Annotated in this window: 19 protein-coding genes; 1 reads left to right on the top strand and 18 read right to left on the bottom strand. The window is 35.8% G+C overall.

Annotated features, from left to right (window positions below):
- Position 1: 1 nt before the first annotated feature.
- The 15 genes from nadC to Q0Y61_RS05450 all read right to left on the bottom strand — a co-directional run bounded on the left by nadC (position 2) and on the right by Q0Y61_RS05450 (position 15,513).
- Positions 2-829 carry a carboxylating nicotinate-nucleotide diphosphorylase gene (gene nadC / locus Q0Y61_RS05520; protein WP_297812614.1) on the bottom strand — a complete coding sequence of 276 codons (828 nt, stop codon included), beginning with the start codon at positions 827-829 and terminating at the stop codon, positions 2-4.
- Positions 830-843: 14 nt separating this feature from the next.
- Positions 844-1,836, bottom strand: a complete 993-nt coding sequence (gene nadA, locus Q0Y61_RS05515) for a quinolinate synthase NadA (protein ID WP_297812611.1) — start codon at positions 1,834-1,836, stop codon at positions 844-846.
- Positions 1,837-2,649 carry a phosphatidylserine decarboxylase gene (locus Q0Y61_RS05510; protein WP_297812608.1) on the bottom strand — a complete coding sequence of 271 codons (813 nt, stop codon included), beginning with the start codon at positions 2,647-2,649 and terminating at the stop codon, positions 1,837-1,839. It lies immediately after the preceding gene.
- A gap of 2 nt (positions 2,650-2,651) precedes the next feature.
- Entirely contained in the window at positions 2,652-3,365 is a 714-nt protein-coding gene (locus tag Q0Y61_RS05505) for an arginyltransferase (protein ID WP_297812605.1), read from the bottom strand.
- A gap of 3 nt (positions 3,366-3,368) precedes the next feature.
- Entirely contained in the window at positions 3,369-4,619 is a 1,251-nt protein-coding gene (locus Q0Y61_RS05500; protein WP_297812601.1) for a murein transglycosylase domain-containing protein, read from the bottom strand.
- Complete coding sequence (locus Q0Y61_RS05495; RefSeq protein WP_297812598.1) at positions 4,616-5,182, bottom strand: DJ-1 family glyoxalase III; 567 nt, start codon at positions 5,180-5,182, stop codon at positions 4,616-4,618. Before Q0Y61_RS05495 ends, Q0Y61_RS05500 begins: the two co-directional genes overlap by 4 nt.
- Before the next feature lie 8 nt (positions 5,183-5,190).
- Positions 5,191-5,754, bottom strand: coding sequence for an elongation factor P (gene efp, locus Q0Y61_RS05490; RefSeq protein WP_297812595.1), 564 nt, complete (start codon positions 5,752-5,754; stop codon positions 5,191-5,193).
- Positions 5,755-5,767: 13 nt separating this feature from the next.
- Complete coding sequence (locus Q0Y61_RS05485; protein ID WP_297812592.1) at positions 5,768-6,691, bottom strand: class II fructose-bisphosphate aldolase; 924 nt, start codon at positions 6,689-6,691, stop codon at positions 5,768-5,770.
- A gap of 9 nt (positions 6,692-6,700) precedes the next feature.
- Positions 6,701-7,516 (bottom strand): peptidyl-prolyl cis-trans isomerase, encoded by an 816-nt coding sequence (locus tag Q0Y61_RS05480; protein WP_297812589.1) that lies wholly within the window; start codon positions 7,514-7,516, stop codon positions 6,701-6,703.
- 220 nt (positions 7,517-7,736) lie between these two features.
- Entirely contained in the window at positions 7,737-9,590 is a 1,854-nt protein-coding gene (locus Q0Y61_RS05475; protein ID WP_297812586.1) for an ammonia-forming cytochrome c nitrite reductase subunit c552, read from the bottom strand.
- Between the two features lie 18 nt (positions 9,591-9,608).
- Positions 9,609-10,076 carry a cytochrome c nitrite reductase small subunit gene (gene nrfH, locus Q0Y61_RS05470; RefSeq protein ID WP_297812645.1) on the bottom strand — a complete coding sequence of 156 codons (468 nt, stop codon included), beginning with the start codon at positions 10,074-10,076 and terminating at the stop codon, positions 9,609-9,611.
- A gap of 246 nt (positions 10,077-10,322) precedes the next feature.
- Positions 10,323-11,669, bottom strand: a complete 1,347-nt coding sequence (locus tag Q0Y61_RS05465; protein ID WP_297812583.1) for an anaerobic C4-dicarboxylate transporter — start codon at positions 11,667-11,669, stop codon at positions 10,323-10,325.
- 10 nt (positions 11,670-11,679) lie between these two features.
- On the bottom strand, positions 11,680-13,086 hold the full coding sequence (locus Q0Y61_RS05460) for an aspartate ammonia-lyase (protein WP_297812580.1): 1,407 nt from the start codon (positions 13,084-13,086) through the stop codon (positions 11,680-11,682).
- A gap of 130 nt (positions 13,087-13,216) precedes the next feature.
- Positions 13,217-14,566 (bottom strand): MATE family efflux transporter, encoded by a 1,350-nt coding sequence (locus tag Q0Y61_RS05455; RefSeq protein ID WP_297812578.1) that lies wholly within the window; start codon positions 14,564-14,566, stop codon positions 13,217-13,219.
- Between the two features lie 227 nt (positions 14,567-14,793).
- Entirely contained in the window at positions 14,794-15,513 is a 720-nt protein-coding gene (locus Q0Y61_RS05450; RefSeq protein ID WP_297812575.1) for a uroporphyrinogen-III synthase, read from the bottom strand.
- Between the two features lie 50 nt (positions 15,514-15,563).
- Here Q0Y61_RS05450 and Q0Y61_RS05445 point away from each other — a divergent pair, with 50 nt between their 5' ends.
- A complete protein-coding gene (locus tag Q0Y61_RS05445) occupies positions 15,564-15,911 on the top strand; it encodes a rhodanese-like domain-containing protein (RefSeq protein ID WP_297812573.1) in 348 nt (115 codons plus the stop codon).
- A gap of 24 nt (positions 15,912-15,935) precedes the next feature.
- Here the strand turns inward: Q0Y61_RS05445 and Q0Y61_RS05440 are convergent, their stop codons facing one another.
- From Q0Y61_RS05440 to Q0Y61_RS05430, 3 genes are read right to left on the bottom strand one after another with little or no spacing between them, the layout of a single operon-like run.
- Positions 15,936-17,156 (bottom strand): aminoacetone oxidase family FAD-binding enzyme, encoded by a 1,221-nt coding sequence (locus Q0Y61_RS05440; protein ID WP_297812571.1) that lies wholly within the window; start codon positions 17,154-17,156, stop codon positions 15,936-15,938.
- Positions 17,157-17,183: 27 nt separating this feature from the next.
- Positions 17,184-18,110: an acetyl-CoA carboxylase carboxyl transferase subunit alpha gene (gene accA, locus Q0Y61_RS05435; protein ID WP_297812568.1), complete on the bottom strand. Its 927-nt coding sequence runs from the start codon at positions 18,108-18,110 to the stop codon at positions 17,184-17,186.
- A 3-nt stretch (positions 18,111-18,113) separates the two neighbouring features.
- Positions 18,114-19,349, bottom strand: coding sequence for a beta-ketoacyl-ACP synthase II (locus tag Q0Y61_RS05430; RefSeq protein ID WP_297812565.1), 1,236 nt, complete (start codon positions 19,347-19,349; stop codon positions 18,114-18,116).
- Positions 19,350-19,387 lie beyond the last annotated feature (38 nt).

Here is a 19,387-nt window from a genome sequence, read left to right as displayed (position 1 = left end):
TCTAATCTATTTTCATACTCAAATCTACCCAAACCGCTTGATGAGTAATCGCACCTACTGATACTGCATCTATGCCACTTGTGGCATATTCTCTAATATTACGCAAGTTAATATTACCACTTGCTTCAAGTAAAACATTTGGAGCAAGTGCATTTCGCATTTTTACAACTTCTTTAATCATCTCAACTTCCATATTATCACACATTAAAATATCTATTTGCGCTTCTAATGCTTCTTTGGCTTGTAAAATATTCTCACATTCCACTTCAATTTTCGTAACGATTGGTATCTTATTGCGTATATCTTCAATGAATTTTTTAAGAGAAAGGATTCTTGTTAAATGTGTATCTTTTAACATCAAACAATCATCTAAACCCAAGCGGTGATTCACTGCCCCACCATTGCGCGTGGAATATTTTTCAAAATCCCGCAGTAGTGGGCGCGTTTTTCTAGTATCTAGTAACACACAATTTGTATCCTCTATCTTTTTAACATATTCGTGCGTAAGCGTTGCGATTCCGCTAGAATGTTCTAACAAATTTAAAATTGTGCGCTCCACACTCAATAACTCACTCATATTACTTTCAAATGAGGCGATTCTCTCTCCTCTCTTAAAAACCATACCATCATCAAAAACAAAATTGCATTTTATATTCAGTAGCTCACAAAGACGTTCAATATACATTCTTCCAGATAAAATACCCTCTTCTTTGGCAAGCACATAAGCTTCCACTTCTGTGTCATTTTTCATTCGCGCATATAAATCTCCGTGTCCAATGTCCTCTTTTAAAACTTCTTTTAAGAAATTATCTAACAATATTTTATGCATTTTTACTCCTTTATTTAAGATAATTGTAGCATTTTATCCAATGCTTTTTTCGCACAATTTGCAACAGAGTCTTCCAACAAAATCTCATTATAAGTTTCACCATCTTTAATCGCCTCTAGGCATTTTAACACATCTTGCAAAGTGGTTTCATTCATTGTTGGGCATTCTGGTTTTGTAGAGCTTAACACAAAAGTATTTTGCTCTCCCTTGGGTTTTCTTAAACGATGGACGAGATTAAACTCTGTCCCAACTGCAACCTTTTGGGATTCCTCTAAGTTTTGCACAAATTGGATAATTTGACTTGTTGAACCCACAAAATCTGCCATTTGGACAACATCAGGACGACATTCTGGATGCACAGCAATCAAAATATTCGGAAATTTTGTCCGATAAAACTCAACATCTTGTGGAGTAAAAAGTTGATGAACTGAACAGAATCCATCATAACAAATCACCTCCGCTTCTTGAACTTTCTCCTTAGAATCTACACCTAAAACTGCACTTTTCAACCCATTTTGAATCGCAAGATTCTGTCCTAAACATCTATCAGGTAAGAAAAATATTTTTTTGTTTTGCTTTAGGGCAAAATTCAAAATCTTTGTTGCATTAGAACTTGTGCAGACTACACCCTCTAGCTCCGCAACTTTTGCTTTCACTTCAGCATTTGAATTAATATAAGTAATGGGAAAAATATCGGTAATTCCATAACTCTTTAAAAGCATAATGGACTTATCAAAGTAACTACTATCTATCATTCTAGCCATAGAACAACACGCAATTTTTGGCATAAAAACACGTTTTAGAGGAGCTAAAATTTTCACACTCTGTCCCATAAAACCAACACCACAAAAAATAATTTTTGATTTTTCGCTTTGACTTGCTTTGCGTGCTAATTCTAGACTATCTCCTGTCAAATCAGCTATTTCAACGATTTCATCACGTTGATAAAAATGTGCAACCAAAAGCGCATCTAATTCATTTAATAGACTTCTAATTCTCTGTTTCACTTAAATCTCCTTAGAGTTTTTAGCTTGTATTTTTGTAAGATGTGTTGCAATACATTGTCCAAAATAAACTTTTTCTTTTTCGTTTAAATCATATTGCCAATGTTTAGTGAATAGCACAATCGTAGAACCCATTAAAAAACTTCCTATTTCATCACCCTTTTTAAGCAATACAGGTGGTTCAAAATTTAATATTTGAGAAGTTTTAAAATTGACCACTTCTGGGGCAAAATTTATTTGAATTTTACCCACATTTAATGCACCAATTGCAACAAAGTATAAAATCTCTCCAAATTCATCTTCACACTCTAACACCACACGTTTATTTTTAACAAATACCTCTTTATGCTTTAAAAGTGATTTTTCATAAACACTTTGTAATCTACCATCTATAAATTCCAATCGCTTAACTTTCAAAGTCAAAGGAGCGTGGAATCTATGATAATCACCCGGAGAAAGGTAGAAATTTATAAAATAATAACCCTCTGCTAACTTGGTTTTAATAAAATCACTCACACGATAACTTTTACCTTTGATTTGCATCGCATAATCTTCTTGACACTGACCAAACTCCATAACCACAGAATCGCAAGGTGCAATTAAATGAAAAGCGGTTTTATCAAAATTTCGCATTCTAACAAGCGACCTTGTAAAAAGCGCATTAAGTGTAGGATAATTTGCTAAAGTATCAAACTCCTCTAACTTTACATTAAAGATTTTTACATACGCTCTATTAATCCATCGTTGTATTGTTGGATAAAATGCGTGATGGGCAATCTTTTCAAAACACCAAGAAAGTCTATTTGTATAATGCAAAACTACTCCTTAGCCCAAAGGGGATTTTCGTGTAAATCCGGACGATTACAAAGAATCTCAAAAGGCTTAAACCGCTCTTTATAGCCCATTGAATGATGGTTTTGTATCCAATAACCAGGATAAAGATATTTGATATTATACCTTTTTGCAACTTCTATCTGTTTAAGAATAGAATAAGTGCCAATAGAAAGATGTTCAAAATCGTGGTCGTAATAACAATAAACTGCTGAAATTGCGGGAGGCAAAATATCTACATACGCGACACCAACCAATTTATCTTTAATATAATAATCAAATTCATAACCAAAGTCTAAAAAACCTTGCACAAAAGTATCATAATACGATTCTAAAGTGATTCCTTGATATTCCCATCCTTTTTTCTTTTGCATTATTTGATGATATTTATCATAAAGCGCTAGATGTGTGTCGCTAACCCTTGGCCGCGTGATTTGCAAAGTAAGTGGGGATTTTAATGTGCGCTTATGCGATTTAGAAAACGCAAAATCCACACAATTTTGACGAATAGAAATACAGGCATCACAAGCCTTACAAATCGGCACAAAAAAATAATTGCCAAAGCGTCTCCAACCACGTTCCAATAATGCGTGATACAAATAGGTTTTACAATCTTTAATATAAAAATAACGAAAAAATGCTTCTAAATTAGGCAAATAACTACAAGATCTAGGGGTTTGAATCAGCTCATAAATTTCCATTGATTATTTTGAACTTAAATGAAGAGTTTGGTTGATTTGAGATTCCATATTTTGAGTAAGGCTCTGTGATTGAAATTCTTTTTTAGCGTTTGTTACTTTATGCAAATAATTCCGCGCCTCTTCATACTTTAAAGAAGTGCGAAGTTTGCGATAAACTTCAGCAGAAGTCATAGAATTAATCACTTGAACTGCTTTTGTTCTATCTTTATTAAACACACTTAACACATTGCCACTTCCTGTATTATATGCCGCAATGACACAATATTCGTGTGATAAAGAGTTTTTGACTCCTTTAATGTAGCGCGTAAATAAAATATTAAGATAGGTTGAGCCATATTGAATATTTGTTTTTGGCGTAAAAAGCATTTCTTTAGTTGGGATTCCATCTCTATTATTTAATGCCTTATAAACATCTCTTCCTGCACTTGCTGGCACAACTTGCATTAACCCATAAGCAGGAATATGACTGACGGCATAGGGATTGAAGCTAGATTCTGTCTTAATAATTGCAAAAATCAATGCTTGCTCTAGCTTATACTCTTTAGCAAAAATCGCAACATATTCTCCATATTTATGCTCACTTTGAATGATATGGTCTTCCACCATATCAAACTGCACAAAATAGACTTTTTTTTTCTCACCTTTTTCTGTAATCTCTGTTGTTTGCAATTTATTTTCTATCAAATAATCCGCATAACGATTTGCCCTCCAAGGATAAAGCACAACTTCACCCTCATTATCTTTTACCAAATCTGCTAAATAAGGCTTACCTGTAAAAGCAACCTCTTTATCAGAATACAAATCTACATCCTCTGGGTCTTCTGGTGTAAGAAGTGTTGTAACTATTGCTTTTTTGAGTGAATCTTTTGGATTCTCTGTATCAAGTGTCGCTACTGAAATAACACCTTTAGTAAAATCTACTTGCGCCCTTGAGAGATAAGAATCCGTGTATTTTACATAAACATCTTGTGAGGCAGTGGGTGTATTATTCTCACCCCATTTTTTAGAAGCATTCTGCGTCAAAGTTACAACAACCTTTTTGAAATTTGCTTGTAGATTTTTAATATCATTTTCAAGTTGTTCTGGATTGAGTGCATAATTCACTGCTTTTTTAATCACTTGTTCTTTTGAAATTCCTTGTGTTAGAATTTGCGGATTATAAATCAAATCTCTATAACCAATCAAACAACCACTCGTCAGGATTCCTATTCCTGCGATAATACTCCAATTTCTAATGATTTTAAAAGGCTTCAAACGTTCAACATTCCTACTTGCACTTCTTCAGATTGCTGCTCTCCTGCAAAAACACTTGCCAAGAAAAAGGCAAACTCCAATGCGGTTGCGGGTCCTCTTGAAGTAATAAGATTACCCTCGCACACGACATTAGAATTAGGTTCATAGTTAGGATTCTTAATTTCTTTTTCAATACCTGGATAACAAGTAAATCTTTGAGTTGTTAAGATATTGTGTTTAAAAAGCGCAAGAGGCGCGGCGCAAATCGCTCCTATAATTCTGTTTCTCTTGCTTAAATCCTTCAAGAGTTTTCCTAACTCTTTGGATTTGATAAGATTCTGTGTATTTTCCCAACCACCTGGTAGAACGATACCATCAATGCTACTTGATAAAACTTCTATAATTTTAATATCGGCAACAAGCTTCACGCCCCCTTGAGATTCTACCACCAAAGTCTTTTGAGATTCCTCATCAACTGCTGCAAGGATTACCTTACAACCTGCACGTCTTAATACATCAATCACAGAGATTGCCTCAATCTCTTCATATCCTTTTCCAATTGGAATTAAAACTCTTGCACTCATCATTTTCCTTATTTAACTTTATCTAAATACTCACCTGTTTCTGTATTGACACGAATTACATTCCCCTCTAGTATATGATAAGGCACTTGCACCACTGCACCTGTTTCAAGTGTAGCAGGCTTTTTACCAGCACTTGTTGTATCGCCTTTGAAATTGGGAGGAGTTTCTATGATTTTTAGCTCCACAGTTTGTGGCACATTCACAGAGATAGCTTTGCCATTATGGAATAGAACACTAACCGCCATTCCATCAATCATCCATTTAGCAACCTCTCCTACTTGCTCTGCACTCAAACCAACTTGCTCATAACTTTCATTATCCATAAACTGAAAATAATCCCCATCGTGATATAAAAACTGCATAGAATGTTCTTGCAAATTTGGTTCTTCACATTTATCTCCTGCGTGAAAGGTTTTTTCTAATACTCTACCATCTAAAAATGATTTCATTTTCACACGCACAAATGCTGCACCTTTCCCAGGTTTTACGTGCTGATACTCTGTGATTCTATAAGGAATCCCCTCTAATTCAACTTTTAAACCTTTTTTTAAATCTCCCATTGAATAAGCCATTTTATTCCTTTATTTAAATTTTATTAGAACTATCCAAAATATCCATTCTCTCAGCAATTACTTTAATCATAAATTCTTTAGCGGAGGCAAAGAACTTTCTTAAATCAAACTGCGTCTTGTCTTCATTAGCCACGCGTCTTACTTCAGATATAAATGCGATTCTTAAATCTGTATCTGTGTTGATTTTATTAATTCCACCTTTAATTGCTTCTTGTAAAAATGTGAAAGGCACACCTTTACTTCCTTTTAAATCTCCTCCACTTGTCAAAAATGCTTCGCTAACATTTTGCGGAATCGCACTTGCTCCGTGTAATACTAATGGAATCTTTGTGCGTTTTTTGACTTCAATCAAACGTCCAAAATCCAGTTTAGGCTCACCTTTAAACTTAAATGCGCCGTGGCTTGTGCCAATTGCTGGAGCTAGAAAATCTACTTTGGATTCTTTTACAAACTCTTCTGCTTCGTCTGGATTTACCAAACACGCATCTTTTGCATCTACTGAAATATTATCCTCAATCCCCATTAAACGTCCAAGTTCTGCTTCTACACTCACTCCAGCAATATGTGCAACTTCCACTACTCTTTTGGTCTCTTTTAAATTTTCCTCAAAACAATGATGACTTGCATCAATCATCACGGAAGTGAAGCCTGCACGAATTGCCTTCACGCACGATTCAAAGCTTGTTCCGTGGTCTAAATGCAATGCCACAGGAATATGAGGATAACGTTTAGATAGAATCTTAACCATTCCAACAGCCATATCAATACCCATATATTTAATTGCGCCCTCACTTGCTTGCACAATAATAGGAGAATTTTTAAGATTCGCTGCTTCAAAAATCGAACTTAGCATTTCATAATTTACAAAGTTAAAAGCACCTACACCATAGTTCCCTTTATTTGCTTTTTCTAAAATTGCATTTCCACAAACTAGCATTAAGATTCCTTATTTAAAAATCTCAACTTTTGCTTTTTTACGTAGAGATTCACCTTCTTTTTTAATATTTTCTTGTAATTTTTTAATTTTTAGATTTTGTTCAATCTGCCCTTTTATGTCATTTAATGCTAAAGTGCCAGAGGATTTCTTATCTTCAACCAAAATCACGTGATAGCCAAATTGCGTTTTAACTGGTGTTGTAGTATAAGCTCCTTTATTGAGTTTAAAGGCTGCATTAGAAAACTCTGGAACCATTTGATTTTTAGCGAAATATCCTAAATTCCCTCCGTCTTTTGCAGAGCCATTTTGCATTTTTTCTCTAATAATTGCATTCAACCTTGCACTAGCATTTTTACCTGTCTTTTTAAGGTCTGCAATGATAGCTTTAGCATCACTTTCACTGCTAACTAAAATATGACTTGCTTTTACCATTTCTGGTTGGATAAATTTTGATTTATTTTGATTATAAAATTGACTGATTTCTGAATCGGTTACTTTGATTTTTTCAATCTGTTTTCTCGTCCAAACTTCAAGTGCTAACTCTTCTTCCACATTTGCAAGTGCCTCTTTATATTCTTTAGAACTTTGAATTTTATCTTTTTTGGCTTGGTCAATTAAAAGTCTGCGCTCCACTGCTTGATTAATGATTTGTCCCTTAGCATCTTCTGGGAGCTGTTCAAAGGCGACCCCAGGCAATGAACGCATTAGAGCAGCGACATCTTTTTCGGTAATTGGCTTACCATTTACTTCTGCATAAGTTTTTGCAAAACTTGCACTTTGCATTAATGACAACGCCACAATAGAACTAATAAGAATTTTTCTCATGTTTTAACCTTAGTTTTAAAATTTGTGAAATTTTACCTTTTAAATTTTAATATTTAATTAATAAAACTAAAACTTAATAAAAATTTATATTTCCTTGTCCCTTACTATTCAAGAAAAAAGTGCCTAAAACCTGGCAAAGCAAAATCTGTTAGATAATATATAGAAGATAAAAAAACCTTAGGCGGAATCACGAAGGATTCCGCTCTAACTTAAAATAAAATCAATAAGAAGAAGTTTTGGAATCAATGACCTTATAATTATAAGGTTTATTGTTTTTGTCTAACTCCATTAATTCTTTTGGAGCTGGACCATTGATTTCTTTATGTTGATAATAACGTTCTCCTGCCTTATGTCCATTCAAATCCACTTTGTAGCGAATCTCGCCTGGATTATACTTCTGAATCTCCTCAAATCCTAAATTAGAAGTTTCAAAATCTTTGATTCCATTTGCATTTGCAATTTCAACAAGTTTTGTTTGTCCCATTCTAGCCATTTCAACTGCTTGAAGTAGCATTCTGCTTGCTTCTCTTGGGTTATGGAATCCTGTGGAGTTTTCCGCGCCTACGAAATCTCCTCTCATTTGCCCTTTGCGATGCAATTCTAATGGTTCTTTTAAAGCCACAGAAATCTTTTTATCATCTGCTTTGCCATCAGTTTGGAAAGTGGGCAATGCACCAAGTTTTTCACGCATAACTTTAATGTCTTCAATTAAACTAACCGTTGCATATTCTGCACTTCTTAAATCAAATGCAATGGATTTTTGAATATCAAAAATTTGTGCTTTTAGATATTCTTCACTTTGTGTATGACAAGTTTTACACGCGGCGTTAATGTCTTGCAATGGAGAGGTGATATTGTGTTCTGTCATTTTTTTTGCCCCTTTACGCTTATAAGGCATATGACAATCCGCACAACTTACACCATTTGCCGCATGGACACCACCACTAAAAAGCTCTGTCTCTGGGTGTTGAATCTTTAACATCGGAGCCTTTGTGATTTTGTGTTGCCAATCTTGGGGGAAAATATCACGCACTTTTTCATAATGCTCATCGAACATTTCAATTCTAAAAGGCTCATTTTTCTTCCAAGCACTCCAAGGGAATACTAGCTCTAAACCTGCAACTTCAATTTCAGTAGGTTGGTTGCCATCTCTCCAAGAATCAAATTCATCATAAGTTTTTTGTGTGCCATTCCACCATTTTTTACTAGAATCATTTGCAATAGATTCTCCCATTACCTTAACTTTTGTGCCTGTTGGTTTAAAGTAATATTCTACGTGGCATTGTGAGCAAACGAGTGTGCGCATTTCATCGCGACCTGCTTTGATTCCTGTTATAGGGTCTTTTTCATAGCCACGACTTACAAGTGCATTAATTGCAGCCTGACGTGTTAAACGAAGCTGCATATCTGTTGGATTATGACAATCTGCACAAGTTACACCCATTCTTTTTCCGCCGTGAGGTCCGCTATGTTCTGGTGAATTTTCAGCAATTCCATTTACAGCTGGAACATTTTTAATCATTGTCCAATATTTAGTAGAGTTAAAAGAAATCCACTTTTCTTCTAGAGTCTCTCCGATTCCGACATTTTTAAGCAACCAAGGACTCCAACCACTATGGCAATTCATACAAGCTGTAGGTTGTCCGCCAAATCCTGCAAAGCCGTGTGCATTTAAAAAATCTTTGTTATTTCTAGCCGTATCCATTTGATCTACTTGAATCCAAAAATGTCCTCTTTCTTCATTGGCATCTATGCTAAAAGGATAACCTGCCCAAAGAATCGTAAGTTGCGGATAGCGAATTAGTTTAGAATAAGCTAAATTCCCACCAAACTCTGTTGAAATAGGAGTTTGCTTTTCTACCGTCAAATACATATCCAAATAATCTGGAAAATTCTTACCCCAATGGTCAAAAGTTGGATTTTCATCACTCATCTCTACAAAGCCCTTAGAGCTTAACCCACCTGTGCTTTCTACTTGTTTCTTGCTAATATCAGAGTTTAGCCAAAACATTCCAGCAATCACAATTAAAACAATCACCACCAAAATTGGCATTAAAGGCGATTTTTTTTGCATTTTAACCTCCTAAATAATTTAAAAACCTCGTTTATGTCCTACCCCTGTATGGCAAGAAACACAACTAAGAGACTCATTTCCGTGTGGATTAGTCGTAGGATTCACGACATTACTCACCATTTCGCTATGGCAACGCACGCAATTATCTTGAATCATTCCTTTAGATTTTTGTGTTGCACTCAAATTTGTTGGCAACACATCTAGTTTAAAGGTAAATGCATACGCGTGCCCTATTCCACTTTCCGCTTTTGCAATCCACTTCTCTACAAAACTATGCGGCAAATGACAATCATTACAAGTTGCAAGTGGTTTTCCAGCAATTTTCTTTGAATGCGAACTTTTTAACCAATCATTATAAACATCATTCATAATATGGCAGTTGTTACACGCTTCACTTTCATTGCTAAAATAGGACATACTATTTGCATTATAGAAAGTATATAACCCTATAATACAAGCAAATACACACAAAACCCCGAGCAACAAAGCGACAAATGAGAGCGGTTTTTTAGGCTCTTTACCTTTCAAGTGACGCTCCTTTTAGTATTTTTTGAATCTAAAATCATTTCATAGTATAGATTCTAAATTCAAGAGAGTTATTTTAATCGGATTTTCGTAAGAACTCCTTGACTTAAATCAAAAAGTAAATGGTTAGTAAATAGAATTAAAGAGAAGTAGAATGAAAGTAAAAAGCTCCAAAAAACCCTCAAGGGAAACTTGAGAGTTTAGGATTTATACAAAAGCAACTGCAACAAATCCTAAGACAACGCTAAATACAATTGCCAATACACCTGGAATTAAAAAAGCGTGATTAAAAATGTAATGACCGATTCTTGTTGAACCCGTGTCGTCCATTTGAACCGCACCAAGCAATGTAGGATAAGTTGGCAATACGAACAACGCAGAAACCGCTGCAAAAGAAGCAACAATCATATAGGAATCTCCCGGATTTGCCACACTAATACCAAGTGCTGCGATAACTACCGGAGTAATTGCTTTTGCAGTTGCCGCTTGAGAATAAAGTAAAGTTGCTGCAAAGAAATAAGCGACTGCTAGTAAAGCTGGGATTTGTTTAACTAAATCACTAGATAGCTCACCGATTTGTGTTTTATAACCATCTACAAATGTATTTCCAAGCCAAGCTACACCTAACACACACACACACGCAATCATACCAGATTTAAAGACACTAGATTCTGCAATTTTGCCTACTTCAATTTTACAAAGAATCGTAATAAAAGTTGCTACACCAAGCATAAAACTCATAATCGCCGCATCTCTAGGCACGATAACATTTTCAATAAAGACGGGCTTACCAGCGATTTTTGAAATTGCAGTCGCATACAAAACAACAGCCAAAACGCCAACAAGGAAAATCCCAACAGAAAGTTTTGCACCCTCTTTGAGTTGCATATTTTGCGCACCAACTGATGGCTTTACCAAGCCTTTTGCCAATCTATCTTGATATACAAGGTCTGAACTCAAATCAAGATTTGAGAACATTGTAACCACAAATGCGGTTAGCATACAACCAATAAAAGTTGTCGGAATCCAAATGCCAAGCAAAAGTGGATAACTCCAACCAAGTGGCTCTAATGCACCTGTCATATAGACAACTGCTGCACTTACAGGGCTTGCAGTAATCGCAATTTGACTTGCAACCACCGCAATAGATAGAGGTGCGGAGGGTTTAATGTTTTGCTCTTTTGCTACCTCAACGATAACAGGAATCATAGAGAATGCAGTATGTCCAGTTCCTGCTAAAATAGTCAAAAAGTAAGTAACAGTTGGAGCAAGATAGTTAATATACTTCGGATTTGAACGTAAGATTCTCTCCGCAATCTGAACCAAATAATCTAACCCTCCAGCTAATTGCATTGCAGAAATTGCCGCAATAACAGACATAATAATTAAAATAACATCCCACGGAATCGCACCGGGCTTCATACCTAATGCTAATCCCAAAATCACAACGCCTAAACCTCCAGCATAACCAATCCCAATTCCTCCAAGTCTAATTCCTACAAAAATTGCACCAAGTAGCACAATAACTTGCAAGATAAGCATTAACATTTCCATTAATTATTCCTTATTTCTTTGATTTCATTTGTGGATTGAGCATATTTTGTGGGTCTAAGATTTTATCAATCTCATCTTTTGGCAAATAACCTCTCTCCAAACAAATCTCTGCAACTGATTTGCCTGTTTGCAATGCTTCTTTTGCCATACTTGCAGACTTTTCATAGCCCAATACAGGGTTAAATGCAGTTACGATTCCAATAGAATTAAGCACTGCTTGTTTGCAAGCTTCAGGGTTTGCAGTCAAATGCTTAATTGCTTTTTGTGCTAGAGTTTTCATCGCATTTTCTAAAACCATCACAGAGTTGAAAAGCGCATAAGCAATACCAGGTTCAAACGCATTTAACTCAAATTCACCTCTTTCGCTACAAAGCATAATTGTTACATCATTCCCAATCACTTCATAGCACGCTTCACCGACAACTTCGCAGATTACAGGATTCACTTTACCGGGCATAATAGAGCTTCCAGGCTGCATTTTTGGTAAATTCACTTCTCCAAGTCCGCATCTAGGACCGCTATTCATTAATCTTAAATCATTTGCAATTTTAGAAAGTCTTACTGCTGCAGTTTTAAGTGCGCCACTGACATGCACAAAATCTGCTGTATCTTGTGTAGCAGCGATGAAATCCTCTGCGGGTTTAAATTCTACACCGGTGATTTCTTTTAATTTTTTCTCTACTACAAATTTATAATCTGGGTGGCAGTTGATTCCTGTTCCAATCGCAGTTGCGCCCATATTAAGCACCGCCATAGATTCTCTTGCTGCTTTAATTTTTGTAATATCACTTTTGATATAACTTGCAAATGCGTTAAATGTATTCCCAAGTGTTGTTGGCACAGCATCTTCTAGCTCTGTGCGACCCATTTTAATAATATCTTTCCATTCTTTTGCTTTTTTTTCAAGCTCTGCTTTAAGCTCTTCCATTGCCTCAAGTAAATGTCCTAACTTCTCGTGAGTTGCAACTTTAATAGAGCTTGGATAGGTATCATTTGTAGATTGTCCCAAATTGGTATGGTCATTAGGGTGAAGATACTGATATTCACCTTTTTTGTGTCCCATACTTTCTAATGCAATATTAGTGATAACCTCATTTACATTCATATTAGTAGAAGTTCCAGCACCTCCTTGCATCATATCTACGACAAATTGATCAATAAATTCACCAGCAATTAATCGGTCAGCTGCTTTTGCAATCGCATCTGCTTTTTGTGCATCAAGCACTCCTACTTCCTTATTTGCTAATGCTGCTGCTTTTTTAATTTGTGCGAATGCTTTAACAAAAAAAGGATAGTTTTTAAGAGTTCTCCCTGTCATTTTGAAGTTTTCCACAGCTCTAAAAGTCTGCACTCCATAATAAACAGAATCATCAATTTCTAACTCGCCAATGAAGTCATGTTCTTTTCTAGTTCCCATGATAACCCTTCTTTCAAAAGTTTAAAATTTAAAGATTAACCTCGAATAATCTTTATTAAGTGTAATACTACGCTTAATAAACTATTATACTTATAAAACATAAAATATAATAGAAAAATTTTATATTTATTTAATAATTCTTTAAAATACCTCGTTTATATTCATAAATAATGATTCCTAATACAACAAAAGTTGCGCATAAAATTCCCAATGGATACGATAATATCACTCCATAAAATCCATAGATTTTAGGCAAAATCATCACAAAACAAAGCGCAAAAAGCAATGTATAAGCAAAGGTAATCACAAAAGAACTCAATGTGCGCTGAATAGATTGAAAGAAAATTGCACTGACAATATTTACACCCAAAAGAATATAGCTCAAAAAATAAAATTTCATTGCATTTTGTGTATCATTTAATAAATTTGTATCACGCATTGCAATATCACTAGGCAAAAACCAAGACACGAGAAAAGGAGAGGAGACAAAAAACAAAATATAAAGCACGATTCCTCCTAAAAAACTAAAAATTAAACCAAAGTTAAAAATTCCTCTCACTCGCCCCATCAATCCTGCACCATAATTAAAACTTGCAATAGGTTGCACACCTTGCGCCATAGAAAGCAGAATCGTGAAAGGAATAATCCCTATATACATTAAAACACTATAAATTGCCAATCCCCTATCTCCTGCAATCTCCATAATCGTGCGATTAAAAATTAACATCATAATACTAACACTAATCTCGGAACTACTTTGTGGGATTCCATTTTTAGTTGCGCTCAAAAGCGCATAAATATCAAAAGTTTTTATCAGATACAAATCACCCCTTTTACGTAAGAAATGTTGTAACAAAATACACATTCCAATCCCGTGTCCAAGTAATGTTGCTAATGCACTACTTGTGATTCCAAGTTCTAATACAAACAAAAAGATATAATTTAATAAAATATTCACTAATGAGCCAACAATCATTGCAAAGCTTGCAAGGACAGGTTGCTTATCATTAATCGCAAAAATATCAAGCATTGGGTGCAACACAATAATAAAAGCCCCTAGATAAATTACTTCAGTATAACGACAAACAAGGGGTAAAAGTGTCTCACTGCTTCCAAGCAGAAGAGCAATAGAATCGCTATAAAAATACAGCACAACTCCTCCTATTACGCTTGTGCTTAACGCGAAATAAAACACGCTGCTAAACACGATTCTAGCACGAAAGGCTTTTCCGCGTCCTAGAAAATAAGAAGCCATTGCCGCAGCCCCTACGCTAAAGAGCAATTCAAAAGCAATCAAAATTGGAAAAATAGGCCAAGCAATTCCAATCGCCGCAAGTGCATTTTCCCCTAGTTTTTTACCAACAAAAATTCCATCAATCGTAGAATAAGTAGAAAGTGCAAGCATTGCAATCAGTGAGGGCAAAAAATAAGTAAAAAATAACTTTGGAATTGCTGTTGTTTTAAGATTCGCTTTTTTCATTAATGTGAATTTGCTCCATAAATTTTGAAATTGCAAGGAAGTTTGTTTTAAGAATTTAAATTGATTTCAGATTATACCACAACTTTAACTTTGCCTGTGGAATCGTGGCAATCTATAAATTTTATACACCCTTGATTCTGCAATGGAATCTTTACAGGCAAGATTCTAAAAACTTCCACTGCAATGACGAGGTAGTCAAATCCTAGCTACTGCGTAATTCTACCCTATTAGAGCGTTTTTGCAAATTCCAATGCAGCTTTTTTGCTCACTTCAGGAGACAGGAGAATCTTTGCTTCTTTATCCAAAAGTTCCAAAGCGCACTTTTGTGTAGTTTTTCCAATACATAACGCGATAAAACTAGAATCCCAAGTGTAATTCAATAAAAAGGAACGCAAGTGTGAAGGTGCGCTAAAAAATATCACACAATCTCGCTCCAAAGGCTTCTTTTGTGATTCTTTAAGCTGAAGTGGCAAAGTCTCATATAAAATAGATTGTTGCAAAGAGATTCCCTCATTTTCTAAGATTTGCGGGAAGTTTGAAGAAATTTTGTGCGCCCGAACAAATAATGGTTTTTTTCCTCGCAAATGTGGAATTAGCTCTTGAGCAAACTCATTACCATAAGCTTTACTCGCACGAAAGGCAGACTTTAACCCCAATCTCTTTAAAGTCTCATTGCACCCACTACCCAAAGTAAAATTTGGCAGATTGTGCCATCTCCGCATTGTTTCTGTGGCATTAGGCAAGGATTCTAAATTCTTCTTTAATGCAAAAATAGCATTTTTGGAGGTGAAGATTAAAGAATCACAAGCTTGAAATTTGTCTAAAATTTGGAAATCCAAGAGTATTTGAATTTCTAAAAGTGGCAAAATCGTGATAGATTCCTTTAAATCCCTACTAAAATTTTCCAAATCTGGGGGCAATTTTGTGATATAATAAATCGTTCTCATCGGTTTATTTTAACAAAATTTAAAGAATATTCCAAAGCAAAAGGCACAAAATGTATATCAAAAATCAAAGTTTAGCAATACCTGCAGATTTAGAAAACATTAACCTAAGTGAATTTGTCGTGATTGATTTGCGTTCAAGAGGCTATTTTTTGATAAGCCATATCGAAGACGCACTCAATATAGAATCCCTCAAGCGCATTGCTTTCATCGCACAAGAAAATCCAAATAAAAAAATCTTGCTTTATTGCCACAGCGGAGCGACTGCAGCAGACTTTGGCACACAGCTTGCACAGCAGGGATTCCATAATATCTATTATGTAGATGAGAATTACTTTAACCTTGCAAAATATGGAATTACGCTAGAGGGTGATAATGTTACGATTCCTAAAATTAAATAATAAAATCTTTTAGGCTTCCATTGATTAATGGCAAAATTTCTCCCTTATCGCCTCTGCACAAATCCAAGCACTTGAAAATGCAAAGGCAAGATTATATCCTCCGCGATTCCCGACAATATCTAGCATTTCTCCAATGATATAGAGATTTGGGCATTTTTGGGATTCCATAGTTTTTGGATTGATTTCCTTTCCACTTATGCCTCCGCCACTTACTTCTGCGTTTTCAAAGCCCTTTGTCGTTGGATTTTTAAGTTCAAAATTTTTCAGTCTATACACTAATTGCTTCAACTGCTTCGTATTTTTAGGATTCCAAGAAAAGTTTTGTGCAAAGACTTTGGCGATTTTAGGATTCAAAAATCCGCTTAGTAGCGAAATAAGATTCCGATTAGGATAAGTTTTTACAAGATTTGCGAGCTGATTTTCCAATGCTCTTTCCTCAAAGCTTGGCAAAAAATCTAAAACTATTTGCAAATCCTTTTCCAATCGGACATAAGAGGAAATGTCTAAAACCCCAAAACCCGAGATTCCATAATCTGTAAAAAGCACATCTCCCAACACTTCAGTTAGCATTTGATTGGCTTTTTTGAGCGTCAATTTGGCTTTAATTTTCACACCACTTAGAGCGCAAATCAACGAGGATTCCAACTTCAAAGAAACCAAAGAGGGATAAGTTTGGACAATGTCCAATCCCAAACTTTTGGCTAACTCCAACCCCTTATCACTTCCTCCAAGTTTTGGTGCGGCTTCGCTTCCACAGGCAAGCACTACGCAAGAATATTCCCCTTGCCCTTGAGAGCTTTTAAGCAAGAATCCCTCTTGTGTTTGGCGCAATTCCAAAATTTCAGTTTCTAAAGCCATTGTAAAATTTTCAGAATCTTTTAATATATTGCTAAAGACTTCTAGCACGGATTTTGCGGAATTACTTTGCGGATAAACCCTGCCGTCTTCGCAAATCTCCAATGCGATTCCAAATTTTTGACAAATTTTTACAAAGGCTTTAAAATTGAAATTCTCTAAAATATTTTGAATCTCTTTTAGGCTAAAAGTTGAGGTTTGATAACGATTTGCGCTCGTGTGCCGATTATGAATATTGCAACGCCCATTGCCTGTGGCAAGAAGCTTTTTGCCTAAAATTTTGTTTTTTTCAAACAAAACTACTGGAATCCCATAAGATAAAAGGCAAATAGCGCAAAAGATTCCACTTGCTCCTCCACCAATAATAGCAACCTTTGGAATCTCTTGCAAAACTTCTTCCTAAAATGGGCTAAAAAATTATTGAAAACTCCCATAAGCCATTAATTTATTATAGCGGTTTTGTAAATAATTAGAATCGGCTCGGATTTCTTTTAAAGCACTTAAAAAATAATCTTTAATTGCTTGAGCAGCACCCTCTTTATCCCTATGTGCGCCAATCTGTGGTTCTTTAATGATTGCTTCAATGAGATGAAATTCCTTTAAAGATTCTGGAGTAATTTTAAGTGCTTGTGTTGCACTTTCAATCTTATTTGGGTCATTCCACAAAATTGCCGCGCAACCCTCTGGAGAAATCACACTAAACACAGAATATTGCATCATTGCAAGCCTATCCGCCACGCCAATTGCTAATGCTCCACCGCTTCCCCCCTCTCCAATTACAATGGAAATTGTTGGCACTTTTAGCTTACTAAACTCTTGCAAATTTTTAGCTATCGCTTCACTCTGTCCGCGCTCTTCTGCACCAATACCAGGATATGCTCCAGGTGTATCTATAAACATTAAAATGGGGATTTCAAATTTTTCAGCTAGTTTAGCTACACGCAATGCTTTGCGATAACCCTCTGGGTTTGGCATACCAAAATTTCTTTGCAATTTATTTTTCGTCCCGCGTCCCTTTTCTTCTCCAATCACCATCACTTTTTGTCCCTCAATTTTACCCAAAAAGCACACAATAGCATTATCATCACAAAAGTGCCTATCTCCGTGAATCTCTAATGGCTCTTTTAAAAGCAAAGTAATATAATCCATACTATAAGGGCGGTCAGGGTGGCGCGCTAGCTGGAGTTTCTGATAATCTGAAAGGTTGGAATAAACTTTTTCCACTTCTTTATCCAAGTCTTTTTGTAGAATTGCAATAGCTGGTGTATCATTTTTTAATTGCGCCGTTGCAATATTCTCCTGAATTGTTTTAATCTTTATTTCAAAATCTAAATAAGTTGCCACGACTTATACTCTTTTAAAAATTACCACTCCATTAGTTCCACCAAAACCAAAAGAGTTACTCATCACTGCATTAATTTTTGCTTCTCTTGCGTTGTTTGGAATATAATCCAAATCACAATCTGGGTCCTTTTGGGTTTGATTAATGGTTGGTGGTAAGATTCCTTTTTGCAAAGACATTATAGAAATCACTGCTTCTAATCCTCCAGCAGCGCCTAAACAATGCCCAATCTGCCCTTTGGTGGAGCTAACAGGAGGAACTGCACCATTAAAAACTTTCTTGAGTGCAAGAGTTTCGTAATAATCATTGTATTTCGTGCTTGTTCCGTGTGCATTGACATAATCAATAGGAATCCCTGCCATTTGTAATGCCATTTTCATCGCGCGATATGCCCCCTCTCCCTCTGGAGCAGGTGTAGTAATATGGTTTGCATCCCCACTCTCACCAAATCCTACAAGTTCTGCATAAATCTTTGCTCCTCTTGCCTTTGCGGTTTCATATTCTTCAAGCACTAATGCTGCCGCGCCCTCACCCATTACAAAGCCGTTGCGTTCATTATCAAAGGGGCGACTTGCAAGTTCAGGTGCGTCATTTCTATCTGATAAGGCTTTCATTGCAGCAAACCCACCAATACCAACACCACAAATTGCAGATTCTGCTGCAACAACTAACATTCTATCTGCACAATTTAGCATTATCGTTTTCCCTGCCTCACTGATTCCGTGTGTTCCAGCTGCACACGCAGTAACACTTGCAAGATTAGGACCTTTTAGAGAAAAGTCAATAGAGATAAATCCACCCAACATATTCACAAGAGCAGAAGGAATAAAAAAGGGCGAAATTCGTTTGGGACCACGCTCAAAATTTACGATTGAATTTTTTTCAATATTTCCTAAGCCTCCGATTCCAGAAGCAGAGCTTATCCCAAATCTCTCCGCACTAATATTTTCTTGTAATTTGCCATCACCCTTTAGCAAACCACTATCCTGCATAGCTTCTTGGGAAGCCTTAATTCCTAACTGAATAAAGCGATCTGCTTTTTTAACTTCCTTAGCGTCCATTACAGAGGTTGGGTCAAAATCCGTAATTTCAGCAGCAATTTTTACAGGAAAGAGAGAGACATCAAAAGAGGAGATTGTTTTAACTCCACATCTTCCATCTACAATAGCTTTAAAAGAATCTTCTCTATTTAATCCGAGAGCATTAATCATTCCTATCCCGGTAACCACAACACGTCTCATATTTCTCCTTAATTTTAGTAGCTTTAACAGCATACCTA

This window comes from uncultured Helicobacter sp. (genome assembly GCF_947367035.1).
In the GTDB taxonomy this organism is placed as follows: domain Bacteria; phylum Campylobacterota; class Campylobacteria; order Campylobacterales; family Helicobacteraceae; genus Helicobacter_D.
Note: the sequence above shows the minus strand (reverse complement) of the source record. Positions and strands in the feature narration are given on the sequence as shown.

What these genes read in the sequence shown, in the direction of transcription:
- nadC (WP_297812614.1), bottom strand. Translation starts at nt 829, where the DNA reads ATGCATAAAATATTGTTAGATAATTTCTTAAAAGAAGTTTTAAAAGAG.
- Q0Y61_RS05505 (WP_297812605.1), bottom strand. Translation starts at nt 3,365, where the DNA reads ATGGAAATTTATGAGCTGATTCAAACCCCTAGATCTTGTAGTTATTTG.
- Q0Y61_RS05495 (WP_297812598.1), bottom strand. Translation starts at nt 5,182, where the DNA reads ATGAGTGCAAGAGTTTTAATTCCAATTGGAAAAGGATATGAAGAGATT.
- efp (WP_297812595.1), bottom strand. Translation starts at nt 5,754, where the DNA reads ATGGCTTATTCAATGGGAGATTTAAAAAAAGGTTTAAAAGTTGAATTA.
- Q0Y61_RS05485 (WP_297812592.1), bottom strand. Translation starts at nt 6,691, where the DNA reads ATGCTAGTTTGTGGAAATGCAATTTTAGAAAAAGCAAATAAAGGGAAC.
- Q0Y61_RS05480 (WP_297812589.1), bottom strand. Translation starts at nt 7,516, where the DNA reads ATGAGAAAAATTCTTATTAGTTCTATTGTGGCGTTGTCATTAATGCAA.
- Q0Y61_RS05475 (WP_297812586.1), bottom strand. Translation starts at nt 9,590, where the DNA reads ATGCAAAAAAAATCGCCTTTAATGCCAATTTTGGTGGTGATTGTTTTA.
- Q0Y61_RS05465 (WP_297812583.1), bottom strand. Translation starts at nt 11,669, where the DNA reads ATGGAAATGTTAATGCTTATCTTGCAAGTTATTGTGCTACTTGGTGCA.
- Q0Y61_RS05460 (WP_297812580.1), bottom strand. Translation starts at nt 13,086, where the DNA reads ATGGGAACTAGAAAAGAACATGACTTCATTGGCGAGTTAGAAATTGAT.
- Q0Y61_RS05455 (WP_297812578.1), bottom strand. Translation starts at nt 14,566, where the DNA reads ATGAAAAAAGCGAATCTTAAAACAACAGCAATTCCAAAGTTATTTTTT.
- Q0Y61_RS05450 (WP_297812575.1), bottom strand. Translation starts at nt 15,513, where the DNA reads ATGAGAACGATTTATTATATCACAAAATTGCCCCCAGATTTGGAAAAT.
- Q0Y61_RS05445 (WP_297812573.1), top strand. Translation starts at nt 15,564, where the DNA reads ATGTATATCAAAAATCAAAGTTTAGCAATACCTGCAGATTTAGAAAAC.
- Q0Y61_RS05430 (WP_297812565.1), bottom strand. Translation starts at nt 19,349, where the DNA reads ATGAGACGTGTTGTGGTTACCGGGATAGGAATGATTAATGCTCTCGGA.